Origin of the sequence: Rodentibacter trehalosifermentans (assembly GCF_002000545.1) — a bacterium.
In the GTDB taxonomy this organism is placed as follows: Bacteria; Pseudomonadota; Gammaproteobacteria; order Enterobacterales; family Pasteurellaceae; genus Rodentibacter; species Rodentibacter trehalosifermentans.
The window spans coordinates 1-20,034 of the sequence record NZ_MLHL01000046.1 but is presented as its reverse complement, the minus strand read 5'-3'; the positions used below and the strand labels follow the sequence as shown (position 1 = coordinate 20,034).

General features: G+C 41.7%; 14 protein-coding genes. 9 read left to right on the top strand and 5 right to left on the bottom strand.

Features of this window, described 5'->3' with window-relative positions; genetic code table 11:
• Positions 1–9: 9 nt before the first annotated feature.
• Entirely contained in the window at positions 10–753 is a 744-nt protein-coding gene (locus BKK52_RS08480) for an MIP/aquaporin family protein (RefSeq protein WP_077478498.1), read from the bottom strand.
• A gap of 341 nt (positions 754–1,094) precedes the next feature.
• On the opposite strand from BKK52_RS08480, the gene glpK reads away from it, so the two are divergent.
• Positions 1,095–2,606: a glycerol kinase GlpK gene (gene glpK / locus BKK52_RS08475; protein ID WP_077478497.1), complete on the top strand. Its 1,512-nt coding sequence runs from the start codon at positions 1,095–1,097 to the stop codon at positions 2,604–2,606.
• A gap of 461 nt (positions 2,607–3,067) precedes the next feature.
• Here glpK and BKK52_RS08470 read toward each other — a convergent pair whose 3' ends face one another.
• On the bottom strand, positions 3,068–3,934 hold the full coding sequence (locus BKK52_RS08470; RefSeq protein WP_077478496.1) for a VirK/YbjX family protein: 867 nt from the start codon (positions 3,932–3,934) through the stop codon (positions 3,068–3,070).
• 100 nt (positions 3,935–4,034) lie between these two features.
• Here BKK52_RS08470 and yihA point away from each other — a divergent pair, with 100 nt between their 5' ends.
• Positions 4,035–4,652, top strand: coding sequence for a ribosome biogenesis GTP-binding protein YihA/YsxC (yihA, locus tag BKK52_RS08465; RefSeq protein ID WP_077478495.1), 618 nt, complete (start codon positions 4,035–4,037; stop codon positions 4,650–4,652).
• Positions 4,653–4,765: 113 nt separating this feature from the next.
• Entirely contained in the window at positions 4,766–6,295 is a 1,530-nt protein-coding gene (locus BKK52_RS08460; protein ID WP_077473773.1) for a YifB family Mg chelatase-like AAA ATPase, read from the top strand.
• Between the two features lie 117 nt (positions 6,296–6,412).
• Here the strand turns inward: BKK52_RS08460 and BKK52_RS08455 are convergent, their stop codons facing one another.
• Positions 6,413–8,728: a Tex family protein gene (locus BKK52_RS08455; protein WP_077421290.1), complete on the bottom strand. Its 2,316-nt coding sequence runs from the start codon at positions 8,726–8,728 to the stop codon at positions 6,413–6,415.
• Positions 8,729–8,838: 110 nt separating this feature from the next.
• Between BKK52_RS08455 and greB the strand changes: the two genes are divergently transcribed.
• The gene (greB, locus tag BKK52_RS08450) at positions 8,839–9,318 is read left to right on the top strand and encodes a transcription elongation factor GreB (RefSeq protein WP_077421291.1); all 480 of its coding nucleotides are present in this window, start codon (positions 8,839–8,841) and stop codon (positions 9,316–9,318) included.
• Between the two features lie 138 nt (positions 9,319–9,456).
• On the opposite strand, the gene pckA is transcribed toward greB, so the two are convergent.
• Together pckA and asnA are read right to left on the bottom strand one after the other, a co-directional pair.
• Positions 9,457–11,073: a phosphoenolpyruvate carboxykinase (ATP) gene (gene pckA, locus BKK52_RS08445; RefSeq protein WP_077478494.1), complete on the bottom strand. Its 1,617-nt coding sequence runs from the start codon at positions 11,071–11,073 to the stop codon at positions 9,457–9,459.
• Positions 11,074–11,352: 279 nt separating this feature from the next.
• Positions 11,353–12,345 (bottom strand): aspartate--ammonia ligase, encoded by a 993-nt coding sequence (gene asnA / locus BKK52_RS08440; RefSeq protein ID WP_077473775.1) that lies wholly within the window; start codon positions 12,343–12,345, stop codon positions 11,353–11,355.
• Between the two features lie 155 nt (positions 12,346–12,500).
• On the opposite strand from asnA, the gene asnC reads away from it, so the two are divergent.
• The 5 genes from asnC to BKK52_RS08415 all read left to right on the top strand — a co-directional run bounded on the left by asnC (position 12,501) and on the right by BKK52_RS08415 (position 20,017).
• Positions 12,501–12,953 (top strand): transcriptional regulator AsnC, encoded by a 453-nt coding sequence (gene asnC, locus BKK52_RS08435; protein WP_077421294.1) that lies wholly within the window; start codon positions 12,501–12,503, stop codon positions 12,951–12,953.
• A gap of 78 nt (positions 12,954–13,031) precedes the next feature.
• Entirely contained in the window at positions 13,032–13,673 is a 642-nt protein-coding gene (locus tag BKK52_RS08430; protein WP_077478493.1) for a MerR family transcriptional regulator, read from the top strand.
• Positions 13,670–17,119: an acyl-[ACP]--phospholipid O-acyltransferase gene (locus tag BKK52_RS08425; RefSeq protein ID WP_077478492.1), complete on the top strand. Its 3,450-nt coding sequence runs from the start codon at positions 13,670–13,672 to the stop codon at positions 17,117–17,119. The genes BKK52_RS08430 and BKK52_RS08425 overlap by 4 nt, the downstream gene beginning before the upstream one ends.
• A gap of 109 nt (positions 17,120–17,228) precedes the next feature.
• Positions 17,229–18,944, top strand: coding sequence for a proline--tRNA ligase (gene proS, locus BKK52_RS08420; protein ID WP_077421297.1), 1,716 nt, complete (start codon positions 17,229–17,231; stop codon positions 18,942–18,944).
• 86 nt (positions 18,945–19,030) lie between these two features.
• Complete coding sequence (locus tag BKK52_RS08415) at positions 19,031–20,017, top strand: glycosyltransferase (RefSeq protein ID WP_077478491.1); 987 nt, start codon at positions 19,031–19,033, stop codon at positions 20,015–20,017.
• Positions 20,018–20,034: the final 17 nt, after the last annotated feature.

Sequence of the window (20,034 nt, the reverse complement as noted above, 5' to 3'; positions counted from 1 at the left end):
TTTTTCGAGCTACATCACCACTGCATAAACTGCCGCTGCTAATAATGCTCCAATAATCGGGCCTGCAATCGGAATCCAACTGTAACCCCAGTCCGGTTTAGTGTTTAACTGACGGCTAAGGAAAAGTCCTAAGGTTAAACGTGGTCCAAAGTCCCGTGCAGGGTTGATAGCGTAGCCGGTTGTCCCCCCTAAACTCAAACCGATCGCCCAAACCAGAATGGCAACAGGTAATGCGCCGATAGAACCTAAACCAATCGGTGTGACTTCTGTTTTGCCCGGTAAAGTAATATCCGCCCCAACGATATAGAAAATCACAAAGACCAATACAAAAGTACCGATAATTTCACTGACAAGATTGCTTGGATAATGACGGATTGCCGGTTCTGTACAGAAACAAGCACGTTTCGAGCCTTCATTTTCTGTAGCGAGGAAATGGCTACGATACATCACATAAACCAACAATGCACCCACCATGCCACCAACAACTTGAGAGATGACATAACCCGGTACTAGGCTCCAGTCGAACGCCCCTTTTGCAGCAAGCCCTAAGGTCACAGCCGGATTCAAATGCGCCCCACTGTAAGGTCCAACGACGACGACCGCTACATACACGGCAAACGCCCACGCGGTCGTAATCACAATCCAACCGGAACTTTGTCCTTTTGTTTTATCAAGACAAACATTGGCAACCACGCCGTTCCCTAAAAGAATCATAAGTGCGGTGCCGAAAAACTCTGCGAAATAAACATTCATAAGAGAATCTCCATACGATGATTGAAGAAGGCATTTCTAAAAAAGAAGTGCCGATAGGCAATTATGTTCGTTGTTTGATCAAAGGTGAGACACTCAATTTGAGTGTGTTCATTATCAGGCAAAAACCCTACAATTCAAGCAGGTATTTAAACTAAATTTTAGAAATGAGAAGCGGATCACATAATTTATCGAAAAAGAAAATTTTTTTGTGATCGCTGTCATAAAATCACAAAATAGGTATTTAATTTTAAGGGGAATTCCATTAGTTTATGAGCGCAATTTGTTCGTTTAAGCTCAAAATATTCGTTTATAACTAAAAAACGTGCATCAAGGAGTTTACCATGACAGACAAAAAATACATTATCGCTTTAGATCAAGGCACAACCAGTTCTCGAGCCGTATTATTAGATCACAATGCCAATATTGTTGAAATAGCCCAACGCGAATTTACTCAAATCTACCCACGTGCAGGCTGGGTGGAACATAACCCAATGGAAATTTGGGCAACGCAAAGTTCCACTCTTAACGAAGTTGTTGCCAAAGCGGGAATTACCTCCGATGAAATTGCCGCAATCGGTATCACTAACCAACGTGAAACCACCATTGTGTGGGAAAAAGCAACGGGCGCCCCGGTTTATAACGCCATTGTTTGGCAATGCCGCCGCACAGCTGATATTACCGATAAGTTAAAAGCTGATGGCTATGAGGAGTATATTCGCCACACCACGGGGTTAGTGGTGGACCCGTATTTTTCCGGTACAAAAGTGAAATGGATTTTGGACAACGTGGAAGGGGCACGGGAAAAAGCAGAGCGTGGCGAACTCTTATTTGGTACGGTAGACACGTGGCTTGTGTGGAAACTGACTCAAGGTCGTGTTCACGTCACCGATTACACTAATGCCTCACGCACAATGTTATTTAATATTCACACCAAACAGTGGGATGACAAGATGCTTGAAATCTTGAATATTCCTCGATCAATGTTGCCTGAAGTGCGTAATTCTTCTGAAATTTACGGTCAAACCAACATTGGCGGTAAAGGTGGTGTACGTATTCCGGTAGCAGGGATTGCCGGTGACCAACAGGCCGCACTTTATGGGCATTTATGTGTACACGCAGGGCAAGCAAAAAACACCTATGGTACAGGTTGTTTTATGTTGCTCCACACCGGTGATAAAGCCATTACCTCAAAAAATGGGTTGCTTACCACTATCGCTTGTAATGCCAAAGGCGAACCGGAATATGCGTTGGAGGGTTCAGTCTTTATTGCGGGGGCTTCTATCCAGTGGTTGCGTGATGAACTCAAAATTGTTCACGACAGTTTCGATTCCGAATATTTTGCGCAAAAAGTACCGGATAGCAATGGCGTTTATGTGGTTCCGGCATTCACCGGCTTAGGTGCACCTTATTGGGATCCTTATGCACGAGGTGCAATTTTCGGGCTTTCCCGAGGCGCTAATCGTAACCACATTGTGCGAGCCACCCTTGAATCTATCGCCTATCAAACCCGTGATGTATTAGAAGCCATGCAATCCGATTCAGGCGAACGCTTACAATATCTTCGTGTAGATGGTGGGGCAACAAACAACAACTTCTTAATGCAATTCCAAGCAGATATCTTAGATGTGAATGTAGAACGCCCTGTGGTAAAAGAAGTCACAGCACTAGGTGCGGCATACCTTGCAGGTCTTGCCACCGGTTTTTGGAAAGACTTGGACGAACTCCGTGATAAAGCACGGGTAGAACGCACCTTCACACCGGATAACGATAACGAAAAACGTGAACGCCGCTACAAAGGCTGGAAAAAAGCCGTCAAACGCTCACTGGAATGGGCAAAAGAAGATGCGGAATAGAGGTTAAATAACCCTTAAAAATGTAAAAAAACGGTGTTATGTCGCACTTGCACAAAACTATTGGCTATCTTCCCTCCCTCCGTTTACGGGGGGAGGTGCCGCAGGCGGAGGGGGGGAAAAGAACGGTTACTTTTTACTGAGTTTTTGCAACTTTGTTGCAATTCCCCTTAAGGTGCCGCCTCGCTCCCTGTAAAAGGAGGGAGCGAAAAATTATCTATTGTGCAACTGCTACATAATGCCGTAAAAAACGAAATTATGTAGCAGTTGCACAAATTTGATTTTAGGCTTATCTGTAGGGACACACTGCGCGCCCCTTTATAAAATTCAATTATTGCAATATGTTACAACCGGATATGCGCAGAATGTCGCTATATTTTATTGAAATGACGACTTTTGTGCATTTGCTACATAGTACCCTAAAAAAACAAAAGTGCGGTGAAATTTCACCGCGTTTTTTGTTCTTAAAGTCCTAATTTTTCCGTCATAGATTTTGCCAAATCATCCAACATCGCATAACGTTTTCGATACATTGAGCGTTTTTTACTTGGAATATCATCAAGGTTTCTATTTTCTTCCAAAGGCAAAACCCAATAATTTTTTCGCTGTCCGCCTGATTCTGAAAAAATAGCATCGTAATCCACGGTATAGCTTTTTGATTGAATAAAACGAGATTTATTTTGATATTTTTGCGGAATGCCAAGTAATGTTTTAAAACCTAAAATCTTAGTGAGAGCTTTCATTGTTTCCACCATCAAATAAGCCGGACGTAAGCCATGGCAAGATTTAGTCAGGTGTTTCACCATTTCTTTTGAACCCTCAAAATTCGGACCTTGCACAACAGCAATAAGCAAGGCATCTCTAAGTTTGGCAAAAGTGAGCAAATACACTAATTCATTTTGAGACTTATGCCACAGTTCCAATACCCAGTACCCCTCCATCGGCTGATGTGTTGTCATACTAAGAGTGATTTCAAAATCAGGAATAACTTCGCCCAAACTTAACGGCTTTTCCCATAATGGCGTAGAAAGTGCGGTGAGTTTTTCAGGTAAAAACAAAAGGTTATCGCACATACATTGAAAGCGTTGCGATGCACTAAAGCGTTTATCTAAAAAACGGGATACTAATGGATAGGCGTAATTTACACGCTCATTAAATATTGGAATAAGCGAAGGATGTTGATTAATAAAAATCTCAAATTTTTTGATCCAATACCAATGCAAAAGGCTACGCAAGTTGTAACGCAAACGTTTTAAATAATCAGATCGACCCGGACGGTCGGGGTGGATAATATTCGCTTTTATCCAAGTATATTGTTGTTTTGTTGTCATTTTTATTGTGATATCGGTTCTTAGGTGGAACTATTTTACACAATTTCAGCAAAATTATGATCTATGTTATGCTTAGCCACTATAGATAGAAGGAAAAATTATGTCTGAAATTAAATTGAATTATCACAAAACCCATTTTCTCACGAGTGCGCCGAATATCCGTGCAATTCCGGAGGATAGCGGTATTGAAATTGCTTTCGCAGGGCGTTCCAATGCGGGAAAATCCACGGCACTTAATGCGTTAACCAATCAAAAAAATCTCGCCCGCACCTCTAAAACCCCCGGTCGTACTCAGCTTATCAACTTGTTTGAGGTCGAACCGCATTGCAAATTGGTGGATCTGCCGGGTTACGGTTATGCCGCCGTACCGGAAAAAACGAAAATCCAGTGGCAAAAATCCTTAGGTGAATATTTACAAAAACGGGAATGTTTAGCAGGACTTGTTGTGTTGATGGACATTCGTCACCCACTAAAAGATCTCGATCAACAAATGATTGAGTGGGCGGTTTCCGCCGATTTACCGGTTTTACTCTTGCTCACAAAAGCGGATAAATTAAGCCAAAGCGCCCGAAGCAAACAGCTCAAAATGGTGCGAGAGGCGATTCTTCCTTTCCAAGGTGATATCCAAGTGGAAGCCTTTTCTGCCCAAAATAAAATCGGCATTGATAAACTGGCTGCCAAGTTAGATGATTGGTTTTCTCCTATTTTTGTCCAATAAAATGTGAATATTGCGATCTTATCCGCAAAAAAAGCCTATGATGAGTGATTTCATCGTAGGCTTTTTTTATAGTACGAAAACTTTTTAAATTTTAACCGCACTTTTAGGATCTTATGTCCCTTGCTATTGTTTACAGCCGAGCCTCTATGGGCGTTCAAGCCCCACTTGTAACCATTGAAGTTCATTTGAGTAACGGAAAACCGGGGTTTACACTGGTGGGATTGCCTGAAAAAACGGTCAAGGAAGCACAAGACCGAGTACGCAGTGCATTGATGAATGCACAATTTAAATATCCTGCAAAACGCATTACAGTGAACCTTGCGCCCGCAGATCTCCCCAAAGAAGGGGGACGGTTTGATTTGCCCATCGCTATTGGAATTCTTGCAGCGTCCGATCAGCTGGATGCCGGTCGTTTAAAACAATTTGAATTTTTAGGAGAGCTTGCTCTCACCGGACATTTGAGAGGGGTTCACGGCGTGATCCCTGCAATTATTGCAGCCCAAAAATCCAAACGGGAGCTTATCATTGCCAAGCCAAATGCTAACGAAGCTTCATTAGTTTCTCAACAAAATACCTATTTTGCCCAAACCCTCCTTGATGTGGTGCAATTTCTTAATAATCAGAAAAAGTTGCCGACTGCCGCTGAATTAACACAAGAAAGTGCGGTTAATTTTTCTCTTAAAAATCATCTTGATTTAACGGATATTATTGGTCAACAACACGCCAAACGAGCACTTACCATTGCTGCAGCCGGACAACACAATTTGCTTTTTCTTGGCCCACCCGGTACGGGAAAAACCATGTTGGCAAGCCGTTTAACCGCCCTGTTACCGGAAATGACCGATCAAGAAGCCATTGAAACGGCTTCAGTAACAAGCCTTGTTCAAAATGAACTTAACCTCTATAACTGGAAACAGCGTCCCTTCCGTTCTCCACACCATAGTGCCTCGCTACCAGCACTCGTGGGGGGAGGGACGCTCCCTAAACCGGGTGAAATTTCGCTAGCACATAATGGTGTGCTTTTTTTGGACGAATTACCGGAATTTGAGCGAAAAGTATTAGATGCACTACGTCAACCACTGGAAAGTGGAGAAATTGTGATCTCACGAGCCAATGCAAAAATTCAATTTCCTGCACGTTTTCAACTGGTCGCCGCAATGAACCCGAGTCCGACAGGTCATTATACGGGCACCCACAATCGCACTTCCCCACAACAAATTATGCGCTATCTCAATCGTTTATCCGGGCCATTTTTAGATAGATTTGATTTATCCATTGAAGTGCCTCTTTTACCCCAAGGCAGCTTGCAACATTCAGGAGATCGTGGTGAAACCAGTGCACAAGTGCGGGAAAAAGTCTTAAAAGTACGGGAAATCCAATTAGCCCGAGCCGGAAAAATCAATGCTTATTTAACCGGTAAAGAAATTGAACGGGATTGCCAATTAAAGGAAAAAGAAGCGCTATTTCTTGAAAAAGCATTAAATAAACTCGGGCTTTCTGTGCGGGCTTACCACCGTATTCTTAAAGTTTCACGCACCATTGCCGATTTAAATGGGGAGAAACACATCACTCAAGCTCATTTAGCAGAAGCTTTAGGCTATCGAGCCATGGATCGGTTATTACAAAAACTCGTTAATATGTGAATACGGTTGGGAAAATACAGAACGATATTATCTAATGAAGGAAGCTTTGGCGTTGAGATAATTTCTCTTAAGGAAAAAATCATCTTCCGTGGGAAAATCCACGGAAGATTTATCAGGTTATTTTTTCCAATTTTTTAAGGCATCGGCAAAGGCATTGCCCATTACACTATTGCTTGGGGAAGTTGAACTGCGATCTTGTCGTTTGCTGTGAGAGCGGTTTTTTGCTGATAAAGTGCGGTCAGATTTATCGCTGTTTTTCACCGCACTTTTTTCTAATCGCATCGTCAGGGCAATACGTTTACGGGGAATATCCACCTCTAACACTTTCACTTTGACAATATCACCGGTTTTCACCACTTGATGCGGATCTTCGACAAATTTATCACTGAGTGATGAAATATGCACCAGTCCGTCTTGATGAACACCAATATCTACGAAGGCACCAAAATTGGTCACATTCGTAATCGTGCCTTCTAAAATCATACCGGCTTTTAGATCTTCTATTTCTTCAACACCTTCGGTAAACGTAGCCGTTTTAAATTCACCACGAGGGTCACGCCCCGGTTTTTCCAATTCTTTGAAAATATCTTGTACAGTTGGTAGACCAAAACGGTCATCGGTAAACTGTGCGGCATTCAGCTGACGAATAGTATTGCTTCCCATTAATTCTTGAATGGTTTGCTGGGTCGCCTGCAAGATTTTTTCCACCAACGCATAAGCCTCGGGGTGAACGCCTGAGGCATCAAGCGGATTTTCCCCACCGGCAATACGCATAAAACCGGCGCATTGCTCAAAGGCTTTTGGCCCGAGGCGGGGCACATTTTTTAATTGTTCACGGCTATCAAAACGGCCGTTTTCATCACGATAAGCCACAATATTTTGCGCTAAAGTTTTTGTCATTCCGGCAACACGGGCCAATAACGGGGCAGAAGCCGTGTTTAAATCCACGCCAACGGCATTCACACAATCTTCTACCACCGCATCTAATTTACGGGCTAATTGGGTTTGGTTCACATCGTGCTGATATTGCCCCACACCAATGGCTTTAGGTTCGATTTTCACCAACTCCGCCAGTGGATCTTGTAGGCGGCGGGCAATAGATACCGCACCACGCAGGGAAACATCTAAATTCGGAAATTCATTGGCCGCAAATTCGGAAGCGGAATAAACCGATGCACCGGCCTCACTCACCACCACGGTTTGTGGTTTATTTTCCTTGATTTCTTTAATCACTTCTTTGGCAAAACGTTCTGTTTCACGAGAGGCGGTGCCATTTCCAATGGCAATCAATTCCACATTATGTTTACGAATTAAGCCAAATAAGGTCATTTGAGCCTCACTCTCACGACCGATATGAGGATAAATAGTTGCGGTATCCAATAATTTCCCGGTGTTATCCACCACCGCCACCTTCACACCGGTACGCAAGCCCGGGTCAAGCCCCATGGTATTTTTTGAGCCGGCAGGTGCAGCCATTAAAAGTGCGGTCAGATTTCGGGCGAAAACATCAATGGCCTCTTCTTCCGCTTTTTCACGCAATGCACTCATTAATTCCGTTTCCAAATGCAGGGAAACTTTAATTTTCCACGTCCACGCAATCACCTGCTCACGCCACTTATCTGCCGGCAGAGCGCTTAAACGCACGCCCAAATGTTCTTGGATAATCTCTTCACAATAACTGTGGCGTGTTCCCTCCTCCGCATCGGGGTCGGCATTTAAGGTCAGCTGTAAAATGCCTTCATTACGTCCTCTGAACATGGCCAAAGCACGATGTGACGGCACATTTTTCAATAATTCCTGATGGTCAAAATAATCTTGGAATTTTGCGCCTTCTTGTTCTTTCCCTTCCGCGACTTTCGCTCTAATTTGTGCATTTTGCTGTAAATATTGGCGCACTTTTGCTAATAATTGTGCATCTTCGGCAAAACGCTCCATTAAAATATAACGAGCCCCCTCCAATGCTGCTTTGGTATCCACAACGCCTTTTTCTGCATCCACAAACGCAAGTGCGGTCGTTTCCGGATCATTTTCCGGTTCGTTCCAAAGTAAGTCGGCAAGTGGCTCAAGCCCCGCTTCAATGGCAATTTGCCCTTTCGTACGACGTTTAGGTTTATAAGGCAAATAGAGGTCTTCAAGCTCGGTTTTACTTTGGGTGGCTTCAATTTGCCCCCGTAATTCATCGGTGAGTTTGCCTTGCTCTTCAATGGATTTCAAAATACTTTGGCGACGATCTTCCAATTCACGCAAATACCCCAATCGAGTTTCAAAATAGCGAAGTTGGGTATCATCTAAGCCACCGGTGGCTTCTTTACGATAACGTGCAATAAATGGAATGGTATTACCATCATCAAGCAGTTGAATGGCGGCAAGAATTTGATGAGAAGCAACATTAAGTTCTGCTGCGATAATTTGACTAATTTGTTGATTGAGCATTGGAATACATCTTTGTTAAAAATAAAGTGAATAAAATCGGGCATAGAATACTGGTTTTGATACCTTGGCTCAAATATAATTCAATAAATTTTCATCGCTTTATCAAATAAATGGCAAAATCAAACTACATCACACGTCAAGGCTGGAACAGCTTAGACAAAGAACTCAAATTTTTGTGGAAAGAAGAACGCCCCAAAGTCACCCAAGCGGTATCTGATGCCGCGGCATTAGGGGATCGCAGTGAAAATGCGGAATATATTTACGGCAAACGCCGCTTGCGGGAAATTGATCGCCGAGTGCGTTTTCTCACCAAACGTTTGGAAGTATTACAAATTGTGGACTACCACCCCAAACAAGAAGGCAAGGTGTTTTTTGGGGCATGGGTGGAATTGGAAGATGACAATGGTGAAATAAAACAATATCGCCTTGTAGGTTGTGATGAATTTGACCCGGCGAAAAATTGGATTTCTATTGATTCTCCTGTTGCTCGAGCATTAATTGGCAAAGGCATTGATGATGAAGTCCGGGTTCAGACCCCCTCAGGACCGATTACACTTTATGTGAATCATATCTGGTACGAAAAGGACTAAATGTGTCATTGTTAAAACCTGATATTTTTTGAAAATTGATTAACCTCTAAACCTCGGCTGTTTTTCAGCCCACTGCTTACAAGTAAAACAAAAAAGAACCCACACTTTTTATGTGTGGGTTCTTTTTCATGGCTTAACCTATGCTTTAGGGCCTGCGGCGATTAACGCTTTGCCTTCTGCATTGGTTGCATATTTTTCAAAGTTTTTCACAAAACGACCGGCTAAGTCTTCAGCTTTAGCCTGCCATTGGGCTTTGTCTGCATAAGTATCACGAGGATCTAAGATCGCAGGATCAACACCCGGCAACGCGTTTGGAATTGCTAAGTTGAAAATTGGTAATTCACGCATTTCCGCTTGTTCAATCGACCCGTCTAAAATCGCATCAATGATTCCACGGGTATCTTTGATTGAGATGCGTTTACCCGTACCGTTCCAACCGGTATTGACCAAATAAGCCTCTGCCCCTGCTGCCTGCATACGTTTTACTAATACTTCAGCATATTGTGTTGGGTGAAGCGTTAAGAATGCCGCACCGAAGCAAGCGGAGAAAGTTGGAGTTGGCTCGGTAATACCCCGCTCCGTACCCGCTAGTTTTGCAGTGAAACCGGATAAGAAATAATATTTGGTTTGTTCCGGTGTTAATTTAGAAACCGGCGGTAACACGCCAAAGGCGTCAGCCGTGAGGAAAATCACCTTGGTGGCATGGCCTGCACGGGAAACCGGTTTCACAATATTATCAATATGATAAATCGGGTAAGAAACACGGGTATTTTCTGTTTTTGAACCATTATCAAAATCCACAGAACCATCAGCACGCACCACCACGTTTTCTAACAAGGCATCACGGCGAATGGCGCGATAAATATCCGGTTCGTTTTCTTCGGAAAGGTGAATCGTTTTCGCATAGCACCCACCTTCGAAGTTGAAGACACCAACATCATCCCAACCATGCTCATCATCACCAATTAATTCACGTTTCGGATCAGTAGAAAGGGTGGTTTTACCTGTGCCGGATAAACCGAAGAAGACAGCAACATCGCCTTCTTTGCCCACATTCGCAGAACAGTGCATAGAAGCCACACCTTTGAGCGGTAGGAAATAGTTCATGATAGAGAACATCCCTTTTTTCATCTCACCGCCATACCAAGTCCCGCCGATTAACTGAATACGTTCCGTTAAATTAAATGCCACAAAGTTTTCAGAATTTAATCCCTGTTCTTTCCAGTTTGGATTGGTGACTTTAGAACCGTTCATCACCACAAAATCCGGTTCAAAATTTTTCAATTGTTCTTCTGTTGGGCGGATAAACATATTTTTTACAAAGTGCGCTTGCCATGCCACTTCAGTCACAATACGCACGGCAATGCGATCTTGTTCGCTGGCTCCGCAGAAACCGTCAATTACAAACAAGCGTTTGCGGGAAAGTTGATTGGTGACTAAATCTTTCAGGCTTTGCCAGGTTGCCTGATTCATCGGTTTATTATCATTTTTTGCCGCATCCGATGTCCACCAAACGGTATCTTTGGTTTTTTCATCTAATACAATGTATTTATCTTTTGGGGAACGACCGGTAAAAATGCCGGTATCCACCGCCACCGCACCGGTTGTGGTTAATGTGCCTTTTTCAAAGCCCTCTAAACCCGGTTTGGTTTCTTCTTCAAATAATTGTTCATAGCTTGGATTATAGACAACGTCTTTTACATCATAAATGCCTAATGTTTCAAGTTGTTTGATTACTTTGTTTACATCTGTCATAACTCACCTCTTATTAAATTAAAGTCTAAAATTTAACCTGAGGGTATTCTAAAGAAAGGCAATTAAAAAAAATGTTAAGTAGATCTCATTTTTATAAATTGATGTCGCTTTTGAATTTTTTTAGATAGATTTTATGATCAGTATCAAAAAGTGCGGTTATTTTTTGAAGCGTTTTTGAAAGGAAAACCGTGGAAAAATACTTTTCAAATAGATATGCCCTCAATTCCAAGAAAAACTAAGGGCATATGCTTGAATGATTATGCGATTAGTATCTTATACTTACAAAATATGCTCATATTTTTCTAACATTTCTTTCGGCCACACGCTTGATTGCACCTCACCGATATGTTTTTTACGCAATAAGAACATTGCCATACGTGACTGACCAATACCACCGCCAATCGAGAGAGGCAATTTCCCATTTAGCAAGTCTTGATGCCAATCCATTTTTAAACAATCTTCTTTACCGGCTAAAGCTACTTGCAAACGAAGTGCCGCTTCATCCACACGGATACCCATAGAAGACAGCTCAAACGCAGTGTTGAGCTGTTCGTTCCAAACGAGAATATCGCCATTTAACCCTTTGTAGCCGTTTTCAGATTCAGTTGTCCAGTCATCATAGTCCGGCGCACGCCCATCGTGTGGTTTACCATCGGATAATTTACCACCGATACCAATTAAAAATACCGCACCATATTCTTTACAAATGGCGTTTTCCCGCTCTTTACTGGAAAGGTCGGGATAGCGTTTTACCAAATCTTCGCTGTGAACAAAGGTAATTTGTTTTGGCAAAATGGAGGGAATATCAAAACGGGCTTCCACGGCAAGTTCGGTTAAACGAATCGCACGATAAATCGAATTAACGGTTTCTTTTAAATATGAAAGGTTGCGGCGACCTTCCGGAATCACTTTTTCCCAGTCCCATTGATCCACATAAATGGAGTGGGTTGGATCTAAAGAATCTTCATCGGGACGCAAGGCTTTCATATGAACAAAAAGCCCCTCTCCTTCTTTAAAATGAAAACGTGCAAGCGTATGACGCTTCCATTTTGATAAAGAGTGAACAACTTCATATACTGCATTTGGAATACATTTCACATGTACTTGAACGGCTTTCTCAACACCGGATAAGTTATCTTGCATACCATTGCCCACTTCACTTAGGATAGGGCCTTGCACTTCAATAATGCCTAATTGTTCGATTAAGTTTTGAGTGAAGGTGTTTTTAACAAAACTTATCTCTTGCTGCTGTAAAATAAATGTTTTTTTCATATTTTCCGCCTGTTTTTAAAGGAATAAATAAAATTTTGAGCATTATTTAACAAATCATCACTTTCTTTCAAGTGATTTATTTACATTTAAAATAATTTTAAATATTATCTAATTAAATTATTATTTATTAAATTATTTCTAAATCAGGATAAATTATGCACAATATTGATAGCCTCGACCAACAAATTCTTCGTGTTCTCACTAAAGATGCACGCACGCCTTATGCGGAAATGGCAAAAAGTTTTGGTGTCAGTCCCGGTACGATTCACGTTCGAGTAGAAAAAATGCGTCAATCCGGTGTGATTGAAGGCACAAAAGTGATTATTGACGAACGTAAACTGGGTTATGACGTCTGCTGTTTTATCGGAATCATCCTAAAAAGTGCGAAAGATTACGAGAAAGTGATTAAAAAATTGGAAACCTTTGACGAAGTGGTAGAAGCCTATTACACCACGGGCAATTATTCCATTTTCATCAAAGTGATGACTCACACCATCGCCGAATTGCATGCTGTTTTGGCAACCAAAATTCAATTAATTGATGAAATTCAATCTACTGAAACCCTAATTTCAATGCAAAATCCTATTTTGAGGGATATTAAACCTTAATTGTGTAAAGTTACACTCTTTACTTTTTGATTTTAAAATTGTAGAATCCCTCCACTTTTTATTGTGGAGGGAAATCTTATGCTAAAAATGAATGATTTGGTGAAACTCAGCCAAACGCCGAAATCAACAGTATTGTATTATGTAAAAGAAGGGCTGCTGCCTGAACCGTTAAAAGATAAACCGAATTTTCATCTCTATGATGAACGCTGTGTGGAATTGTTGGCATTTATTAAATATCTGCAAACCAATTTCCAAGCGAGCATTTCTCAAATTAAACAACTTTTTTCTCACCCTGATTTTGACTGGCAAAATCCTTACGAAAGTTTGATTTCATTAATTGGAATTATTATGGGCGCGGAGAATGAAACTTTTTCTCCCTCAGATCTTTGCCAAGAATTTTCCATTTCTGAAACCGAATTGCAAGCTATGGTGAATGAGGGATTGCTTAATCCGCGCGAGGGTATTTTTACTGCAAAAGAGCGGGATATTTTAGCAATTGTTTGTCGTTGTAATGCGGCAGAACGTGAAATGGTGAAAACCTATTTGCAAACGGCGAAAACCCTTGCCACACAAGAAGTAAACCTCACCTTATCAGCACTAAAAGATAGTGACCAAAAAGACGAAAAACTCAAACACCTTTTTGATTTACTGTTGGTGCTGAAACCTTATGTGTTAAATATGCAAACGCTAAAAATTTATCAAACGGAGAGTGTGAAATGAAACTCTTAAAATATGCAGGTTTTTTGCCTTATTTGGCTATTGCTTTTTTGAATGCAAGCGTGGATTTAGCCCATAAAATCACGATTCAAAATGTGTTATTGAAAAGTTTTGATGGCAATACTTTAGTCGTGCTAACGGCGTTAATCAACGCAATGATTTTATTGCCTTTTATTTTCCTTTTTTCGCCTTCGGCATTTATTAACGATAAATTCTGTCGCACCAAAGTGATTCGCTGGAGCAGCTTAGCAGCAGTGGGTATTTCAGCGGCAATTTTACTCAGTTATATGATTGGCGAATTTTACCTTGCTTTTGCTTTAACACTGGTTTTAGCGGCACAAAGTGCAGTCTATTCTCCGGCTAAATATAGCATCATTAAATCCATTGTCGGCACGGAAAACATCGGGCTTGCCAATGGTGTGATTCAAGCCTTAACCATTGTGGCGATTTTGTTTAGTTCTTTTGCCTTTTCGATTTTCTTTGAAGGCTATTATGTACCTTCCGATAATCCGAATGAGGTGTTACAAAGCGTTTGGATGATCGGTGTGGCACTCGTGGTATTTAGTTCTCTGGAGGCGTTTTTCGCCTTTAAAATCCCGTTCTTTCCACAAGAAAAAACGGAAAATGAAAAATTTTCTGCGGGTAAATATTTCTCTTTCGGTTATTTGAAAGACAACCTTCGCACGTTGCGTAGTGATAAAAATATTTGGCTTAGCGTGATTGGTTTAAGCCTTTTCTGGGGCGTATCACAAGTGATTGTGGCGGCATTTCCGGCTCATTACAAAACTTTGTTTAATGCGGATAATGCGGTGATTATTCAAGCGATTCTGGCGGTCAGCGGTTTAGGCTTAATCGTTGGGTCTTATCTTGCCGGGCGAGCTTCCCGCTTGCATATTGAATTGGGCATTGTACCGGTCGGTGCATTGGGTATTTTTGTTTCGCTCTTTGGTTTAACCATAGTGAGTACAAATTTCTCGCTGATGCTTTGTTCCTTCGGATTCGGTTTTTTTGGCGGATTATTTATTGTGCCGTTAAATGCAACCATTCAATATTTTGCGCCTGAAAAAATCAGCGGCAAAATTATGGCAGGTAATAACTTTATCCAAAATGTCTTTATGGTGGGCTTTTTGCTACTTAGCATTGTATTTGTGGAATTTAGCCTCTCTACTACCGGCATTTTCTTAACGGTTTCCGTGGTTTGTTTATTGGGAAGTCTCTATGCCATGTGGCAACTTCCACATTTATTCGTCCGCTTATTACTCTTGCCTTTGCTGAAAACCAATTACCGTTTTCACGTAGAAGGATTAAAAAATCTTCCACAAAGCGGGGGCACATTATTACTCGGTAATCACATTAGTTGGATTGACTGGCTCGTATTACAAGCGGCAAGTCCACGAGCCATTAAATTCGTCATGTTCCGCCCAATTTACAATAAGTGGTATTTGACGTGGTTCTTGCGCATTTTCCGTGTGATTCCGATTGGTGCAGGCTCAAGCCGTGAATCTATTGAAACCATTCGTGAATATTTGGCGCGTGGTGAAGTGGTCGCACTATTCCCTGAAGGTCATATTAGTTATAACGGTCAAATCAACGAATTTAAAAAAGGCTTTGAACACGTATTGAAAGATTTGGATAACGTGACAACGGTGCCGTTTTATTTGCGTGGTTTGTGGGGTAGCAGTTTTTCCCGTGCGGATAATTTCTATAAAAGCCTCACTAAAAAACAAGGTAAACGTGAAATTTTAGTGGCGTTTGGCAAACCGATTCAGGGCTTTATTGATGCGACGGCAATGAAACAAAAAGTGCTCGAACTTTCTTTCTCTGTATGGGAAAAAGTGATCGCCAAACGCAAACCGCTCACGCACCATTGGTTGAACAGTGCGAAATCCAACTTGTTCAAAGAATCTGTGGTGGATGGGCAAGGTATGAAGCTGAACAACCTCAAATTTATTGCCGCCGTCTTGATGTTTGGCAAACAGCTCAAAAAAGCCTTGGGTGATGAGAAAAATATTGGTGTTTTGCTACCAAGCTCGGCGATTGGCGCCATTGTGAATATGACGTTGATGGTAATGGGAAAAGTACCGGTGAATTTGAACTATACGCTCAGCCCGGAAGTAATGGAAAAAGCCCTTGCTAAAGCGAATATTAACAAAGTCATTACCGCTGAAAAATTCTTAAATAAACTGAATACCAAAGGTTTTGCTTTTGATGAGGTTTTGGCTGGCAAAACGATCTTTGCAGAAGAATTGGGTAAAAAAATCACAAAAAGCGAAAAAGTGCGGTCGTTTTTAACGGCGTTTTTCGCCCCACGTTGGTGGATTAAATTGATGCATTTTGCCGATGTGCGTTTGAATGATACGGCAACGATTTTATTCAGCAGTGGTAGTGAGGGAACGCCAAAAGGTATTGAGTTAAGCCATAAAAACTTGCTCACCAATATTAAACAAGTGAGTGAACTGCTCAACTTCCAAGAAGATGACGTCATTTTAAATTCTCTACCGATTTTCCATTCTTTCGGTTTAACGGTCACGACCTTAATGCCATTGTGTGAAGGGATCAAAATGGTGAGTGTAGCCGATCCTACTGATGGCGCAGAAGTAGGAAAAATGTGCGCGCGCCATAACGTGAGCATTATGTTTGGCACTTCGACATTCTTCCGTTTGTACGCCCGTAATAAAAAATTACATCCGTTAATGTTGCAAAGTGTGCGAATGGTGATCGCTGGAGCGGAAAAATTGAAAGCGGACGTGAAAGAGGCTTTCCGTTTGAAGTTCGGTTTGGAGATCTACGAAGGCTACGGTGCGACTGAAACCGCACCGGTTGCCAGTGTCAATATGCCAAATATTTTAGATCCTGATAGTCTAAAAGAATTCACCTTCAACAAAGCGGGAACGGTAGGTATGCCATTGCCGGGCACGATTATCAAAATCGTCGATCCTCATACCTTGGAAGAATTGCCAACAGGAGAGGACGGGTTGATTCTCATTGGTGGTGGACAAGTGATGAAAAGCTATTTGGACGATGCTGAGAAAACCAATGAGGTGATTGCCGAACTTGATGATGTGCGTTATTACAAAACGGGTGATAAAGGGCATATTGATGAAAACGGCTTTATTACTATTGTGGATCGTTATTCCCGTTTCGCCAAAATCGGAGGGGAAATGATTAGCCTTGGCAGTGTAGAAGAAAATATCGCTCAAGTGTTGAATGACGAAAACCAATTTGTTGCGATTGCGGTGAATGATGAGAAAAAAGGCGAAAGTGTCGTGTTATTGGTGAAATCGCCACTCAGTCTTGAGGAAATTAACAGCCGTATTAAATCCCTCAATGTTCCACCCATTATACTCCCAAGCCAAGTATTCTTAGTCGATGAAATTCCGCTTCTTGGCAGTGGTAAAGTGGATTTCAAAGGGGCGAAAAAATTGGCGGAGGAAATGATAACGGTATAACCAACCTAGAACATTCAATCATTTTCTACGAAGTGCGGTTAAAAATGACCGCACTTTTTGCTATACTCCCACCAATTTTTCTCAGTTGAACGAATTTAAGGTTAAGCCAATGCGTACAAGTCAATATTTATTTTCTACATTAAAAGAAACGCCGAACGATGCTCAAGTGGTGAGCCACCAATTAATGCTACGTGCGGGTATGATCCGCCCGATGGCATCCGGCCTTTATAACTGGTTACCGACCGGCATTCGAGTGTTGAAAAAAGTAGAAAACATCATTCGTGAAGAGATGAACAAAGGTGGGGCAATTGAAGTATTAATGCCCGTGGTACAACCTGCAGAATTGTGGGAAGAATCCGGTCGTTGGGAGCAGTACGGTCCTGAATTGCTTCGTTTTGAAGACCGTGGCACCCGTAACTTTGTATTAGGCCCAACCCACGAAGAGGTGATCACCGATTTAATCCGCCGTGAGGTTTCTTCTTATAAGCAGCTTCCGCTCAATTTATATCAAATTCAAACCAAATTCCGTGATGAGGTACGCCCCCGTTTCGGTGTGATGCGTTCCCGTGAATTTATTATGAAAGATGCCTATTCTTTCCACACTACACCTGAAAGTTTACAAGAAACCTATGATGTGATGTATCAAGTTTACAGCAACATTTTCACCCGTTTAGGTTTGGATTTCCGTGCAGTGCAAGCAGATACCGGTTCAATTGGCGGAAGTGCTTCCCATGAATTCCAAGTGTTGGCATCCAGCGGTGAAGATGATGTGGTGTTCTCAACCGAATCCGACTTTGCGGCGAATATTGAACTTGCCGAAGCAGTAGCTGTGGGCGAACGTCAAGCCCCAACTGCGGAAATGGTATTAGTCGATACGCCAAATGCGAAAACCATTGCTGAATTGGTGGAACAGTTCAATCTACCGATTGAGAAAACCGTGAAAACCCTTATTGTGAAAGGAGCAGATGAAAATCAACCGCTTGTGGCATTGATTATCCGTGGCGACCACGAGTTAAACGAAATCAAAGCCCAAAAACATCCGTTAGTGGCAGATCCACTTGAGTTTTCAGACGAAGCAGAGATCAAAGCCAAAATCGGGGCAGGTGTAGGCTCATTAGGCCCTGTGAATTTGAATATTCCTGTTATTATTGATCGTTCTGTGTCATTAATGTCGGATTTTGGGGCGGGTGCAAACATTGATGGCAAACATTATTTCAATATCAACTGGGAACGTGATGTGGCAATACCAGAAGTATTCGACCTTCGCAATGTGGTAGAAGGCGATCCAAGCCCGGATGGTAAAGGCATGCTACAAATCAAACGTGGGATCGAGGTAGGTCATATTTTCCAACTGGGTAAAAAATATTCCGAGGCAATGAAAGCAACAGTGCAAGGCGAGGACGGCAAGCCACTTGTGATGACAATGGGTTGCTATGGTATCGGTGTAACCCGCGTGGTTGCTGCGGCGATTGAACAACACCACGATGAGCGTGGTATCATTTGGCCATCAGATGAAATCGCCCCGTTTACTGTCGCTATCGTACCAATGAATATGCACAAATCCGACAGCGTTCGTGAATATGCAGAAGAAATCTACCGCACTTTACAAACACAAGGTGTGGACGTGATTTTTGATGACCGTAAAGAACGTCCGGGTGTAATGTTTGCGGATATGGAACTTATCGGTGTGCCGCATATGATTGTGATCGGTGAGAAAAATCTTGCCAATGGCGAAATTGAATATAAAAACCGTCGTACCGGAGAGAAGCTGATGATTGCCAGAGATCAACTATTTGATTTCTTGAAAGCCAATGTCAAAGCATAATTTTTTCATTTAAAAAAACAAGTGCGGTTAATTTTGACCGCACTTTTATCCTATCTCAGCAAATTTTATTTATTTTGTTCAATACCATGTCAATCAATCAATCAATCAATCAATCAATCAATCATATTTATTATATCTTCACTTATTTTCATGCAAGAGGGGGAGATTATGTAAATTTAGCTCATATTCGTGCCCTGAATAAATTGGGGTTTAATGCCTCTATTTTATTTCTCGGTAGAGATTACAACACCTTTGCAAAAGCAATGGCTGCTTTTCCTGATATCCCTATTACTAGATTTGATCTTTTCCTCACTTTTCACCCAACAGATCGATTCATTTCAACTGAATGTTATCGCTTTATGTTTGATGGAACGATAAATTTCCCCAAAGAAAACATCATCTTGCACAATCAATTACCCTCCGCAACTTACGAAATTTTTGATTCAATTCATCAACTCAACGAACACCCTTTTCAGCATATTATTGTGCCAAGTGATTATGCGAAAAATACGTTATTGGAGATCGGGGTAAATAAATCTATTAAAACAATTTATCCTGCTATTCCTGAGTTTTTCTATCCGCAAGAAAAATCACAAAAAACGATCAAACTTACTTACTCTTCTCGAAAACGAGGCGAAGATTTTCAAACATTGCTTTTTTATCTTCGCTCGCTTTATACGAATAATACACCGCTCACAATTGTCAATTTAGATAATATGAGTCGGGAAGCCGTTGCAAAAGAGATGCAGGATGCTGCAATCTATCTCTCAATGGCACACCAAGAATCCCTCGGGCTAATGGCATTAGAGGCAATGGCGTGTGGTTGCCATGTAGTAGGATTTACGGGATATCCTGACAATGCCCGGCAATCCTTACTAAAAGATGAAAATGGCGACTGGGTAAATGAAGGAGATTATTATACTTTTGCCAAAAAAGTTTGCGAAGCGGTTGAGCTATTCAAATCCGGAGCTCGGAATCCTAAAGTAAAAAATGGATTACACTTAATTGAAACCCAATTTCGACAAGCTCATTTTGAACAGGCATTGCTGCAGTTTTATAACGGGCTATCCTAAAAAAGGGTTAAAACCTT

What these genes read in the sequence shown, in the direction of transcription:
- glpK (WP_077478497.1), top strand. Translation starts at nt 1,095, where the DNA reads ATGACAGACAAAAAATACATTATCGCTTTAGATCAAGGCACAACCAGT.
- BKK52_RS08455 (WP_077421290.1), bottom strand. Translation starts at nt 8,728, where the DNA reads ATGCTCAATCAACAAATTAGTCAAATTATCGCAGCAGAACTTAATGTT.
- asnA (WP_077473775.1), bottom strand. Translation starts at nt 12,345, where the DNA reads ATGAAAAAAACATTTATTTTACAGCAGCAAGAGATAAGTTTTGTTAAA.
- BKK52_RS08430 (WP_077478493.1), top strand. Translation starts at nt 13,032, where the DNA reads ATGCTAAAAATGAATGATTTGGTGAAACTCAGCCAAACGCCGAAATCA.
- pckA (WP_077478494.1), bottom strand. Translation starts at nt 11,073, where the DNA reads ATGACAGATGTAAACAAAGTAATCAAACAACTTGAAACATTAGGCATT.
- yihA (WP_077478495.1), top strand. Translation starts at nt 4,035, where the DNA reads ATGTCTGAAATTAAATTGAATTATCACAAAACCCATTTTCTCACGAGT.
- BKK52_RS08460 (WP_077473773.1), top strand. Translation starts at nt 4,766, where the DNA reads ATGTCCCTTGCTATTGTTTACAGCCGAGCCTCTATGGGCGTTCAAGCC.
- greB (WP_077421291.1), top strand. Translation starts at nt 8,839, where the DNA reads ATGGCAAAATCAAACTACATCACACGTCAAGGCTGGAACAGCTTAGAC.
- BKK52_RS08480 (WP_077478498.1), bottom strand. Translation starts at nt 753, where the DNA reads ATGAATGTTTATTTCGCAGAGTTTTTCGGCACCGCACTTATGATTCTT.
- BKK52_RS08415 (WP_077478491.1), top strand. Translation starts at nt 19,031, where the DNA reads ATGTCAATCAATCAATCAATCAATCAATCAATCAATCATATTTATTAT.
- asnC (WP_077421294.1), top strand. Translation starts at nt 12,501, where the DNA reads ATGCACAATATTGATAGCCTCGACCAACAAATTCTTCGTGTTCTCACT.
- proS (WP_077421297.1), top strand. Translation starts at nt 17,229, where the DNA reads ATGCGTACAAGTCAATATTTATTTTCTACATTAAAAGAAACGCCGAAC.
- BKK52_RS08425 (WP_077478492.1), top strand. Translation starts at nt 13,670, where the DNA reads ATGAAACTCTTAAAATATGCAGGTTTTTTGCCTTATTTGGCTATTGCT.
- BKK52_RS08470 (WP_077478496.1), bottom strand. Translation starts at nt 3,934, where the DNA reads ATGACAACAAAACAACAATATACTTGGATAAAAGCGAATATTATCCAC.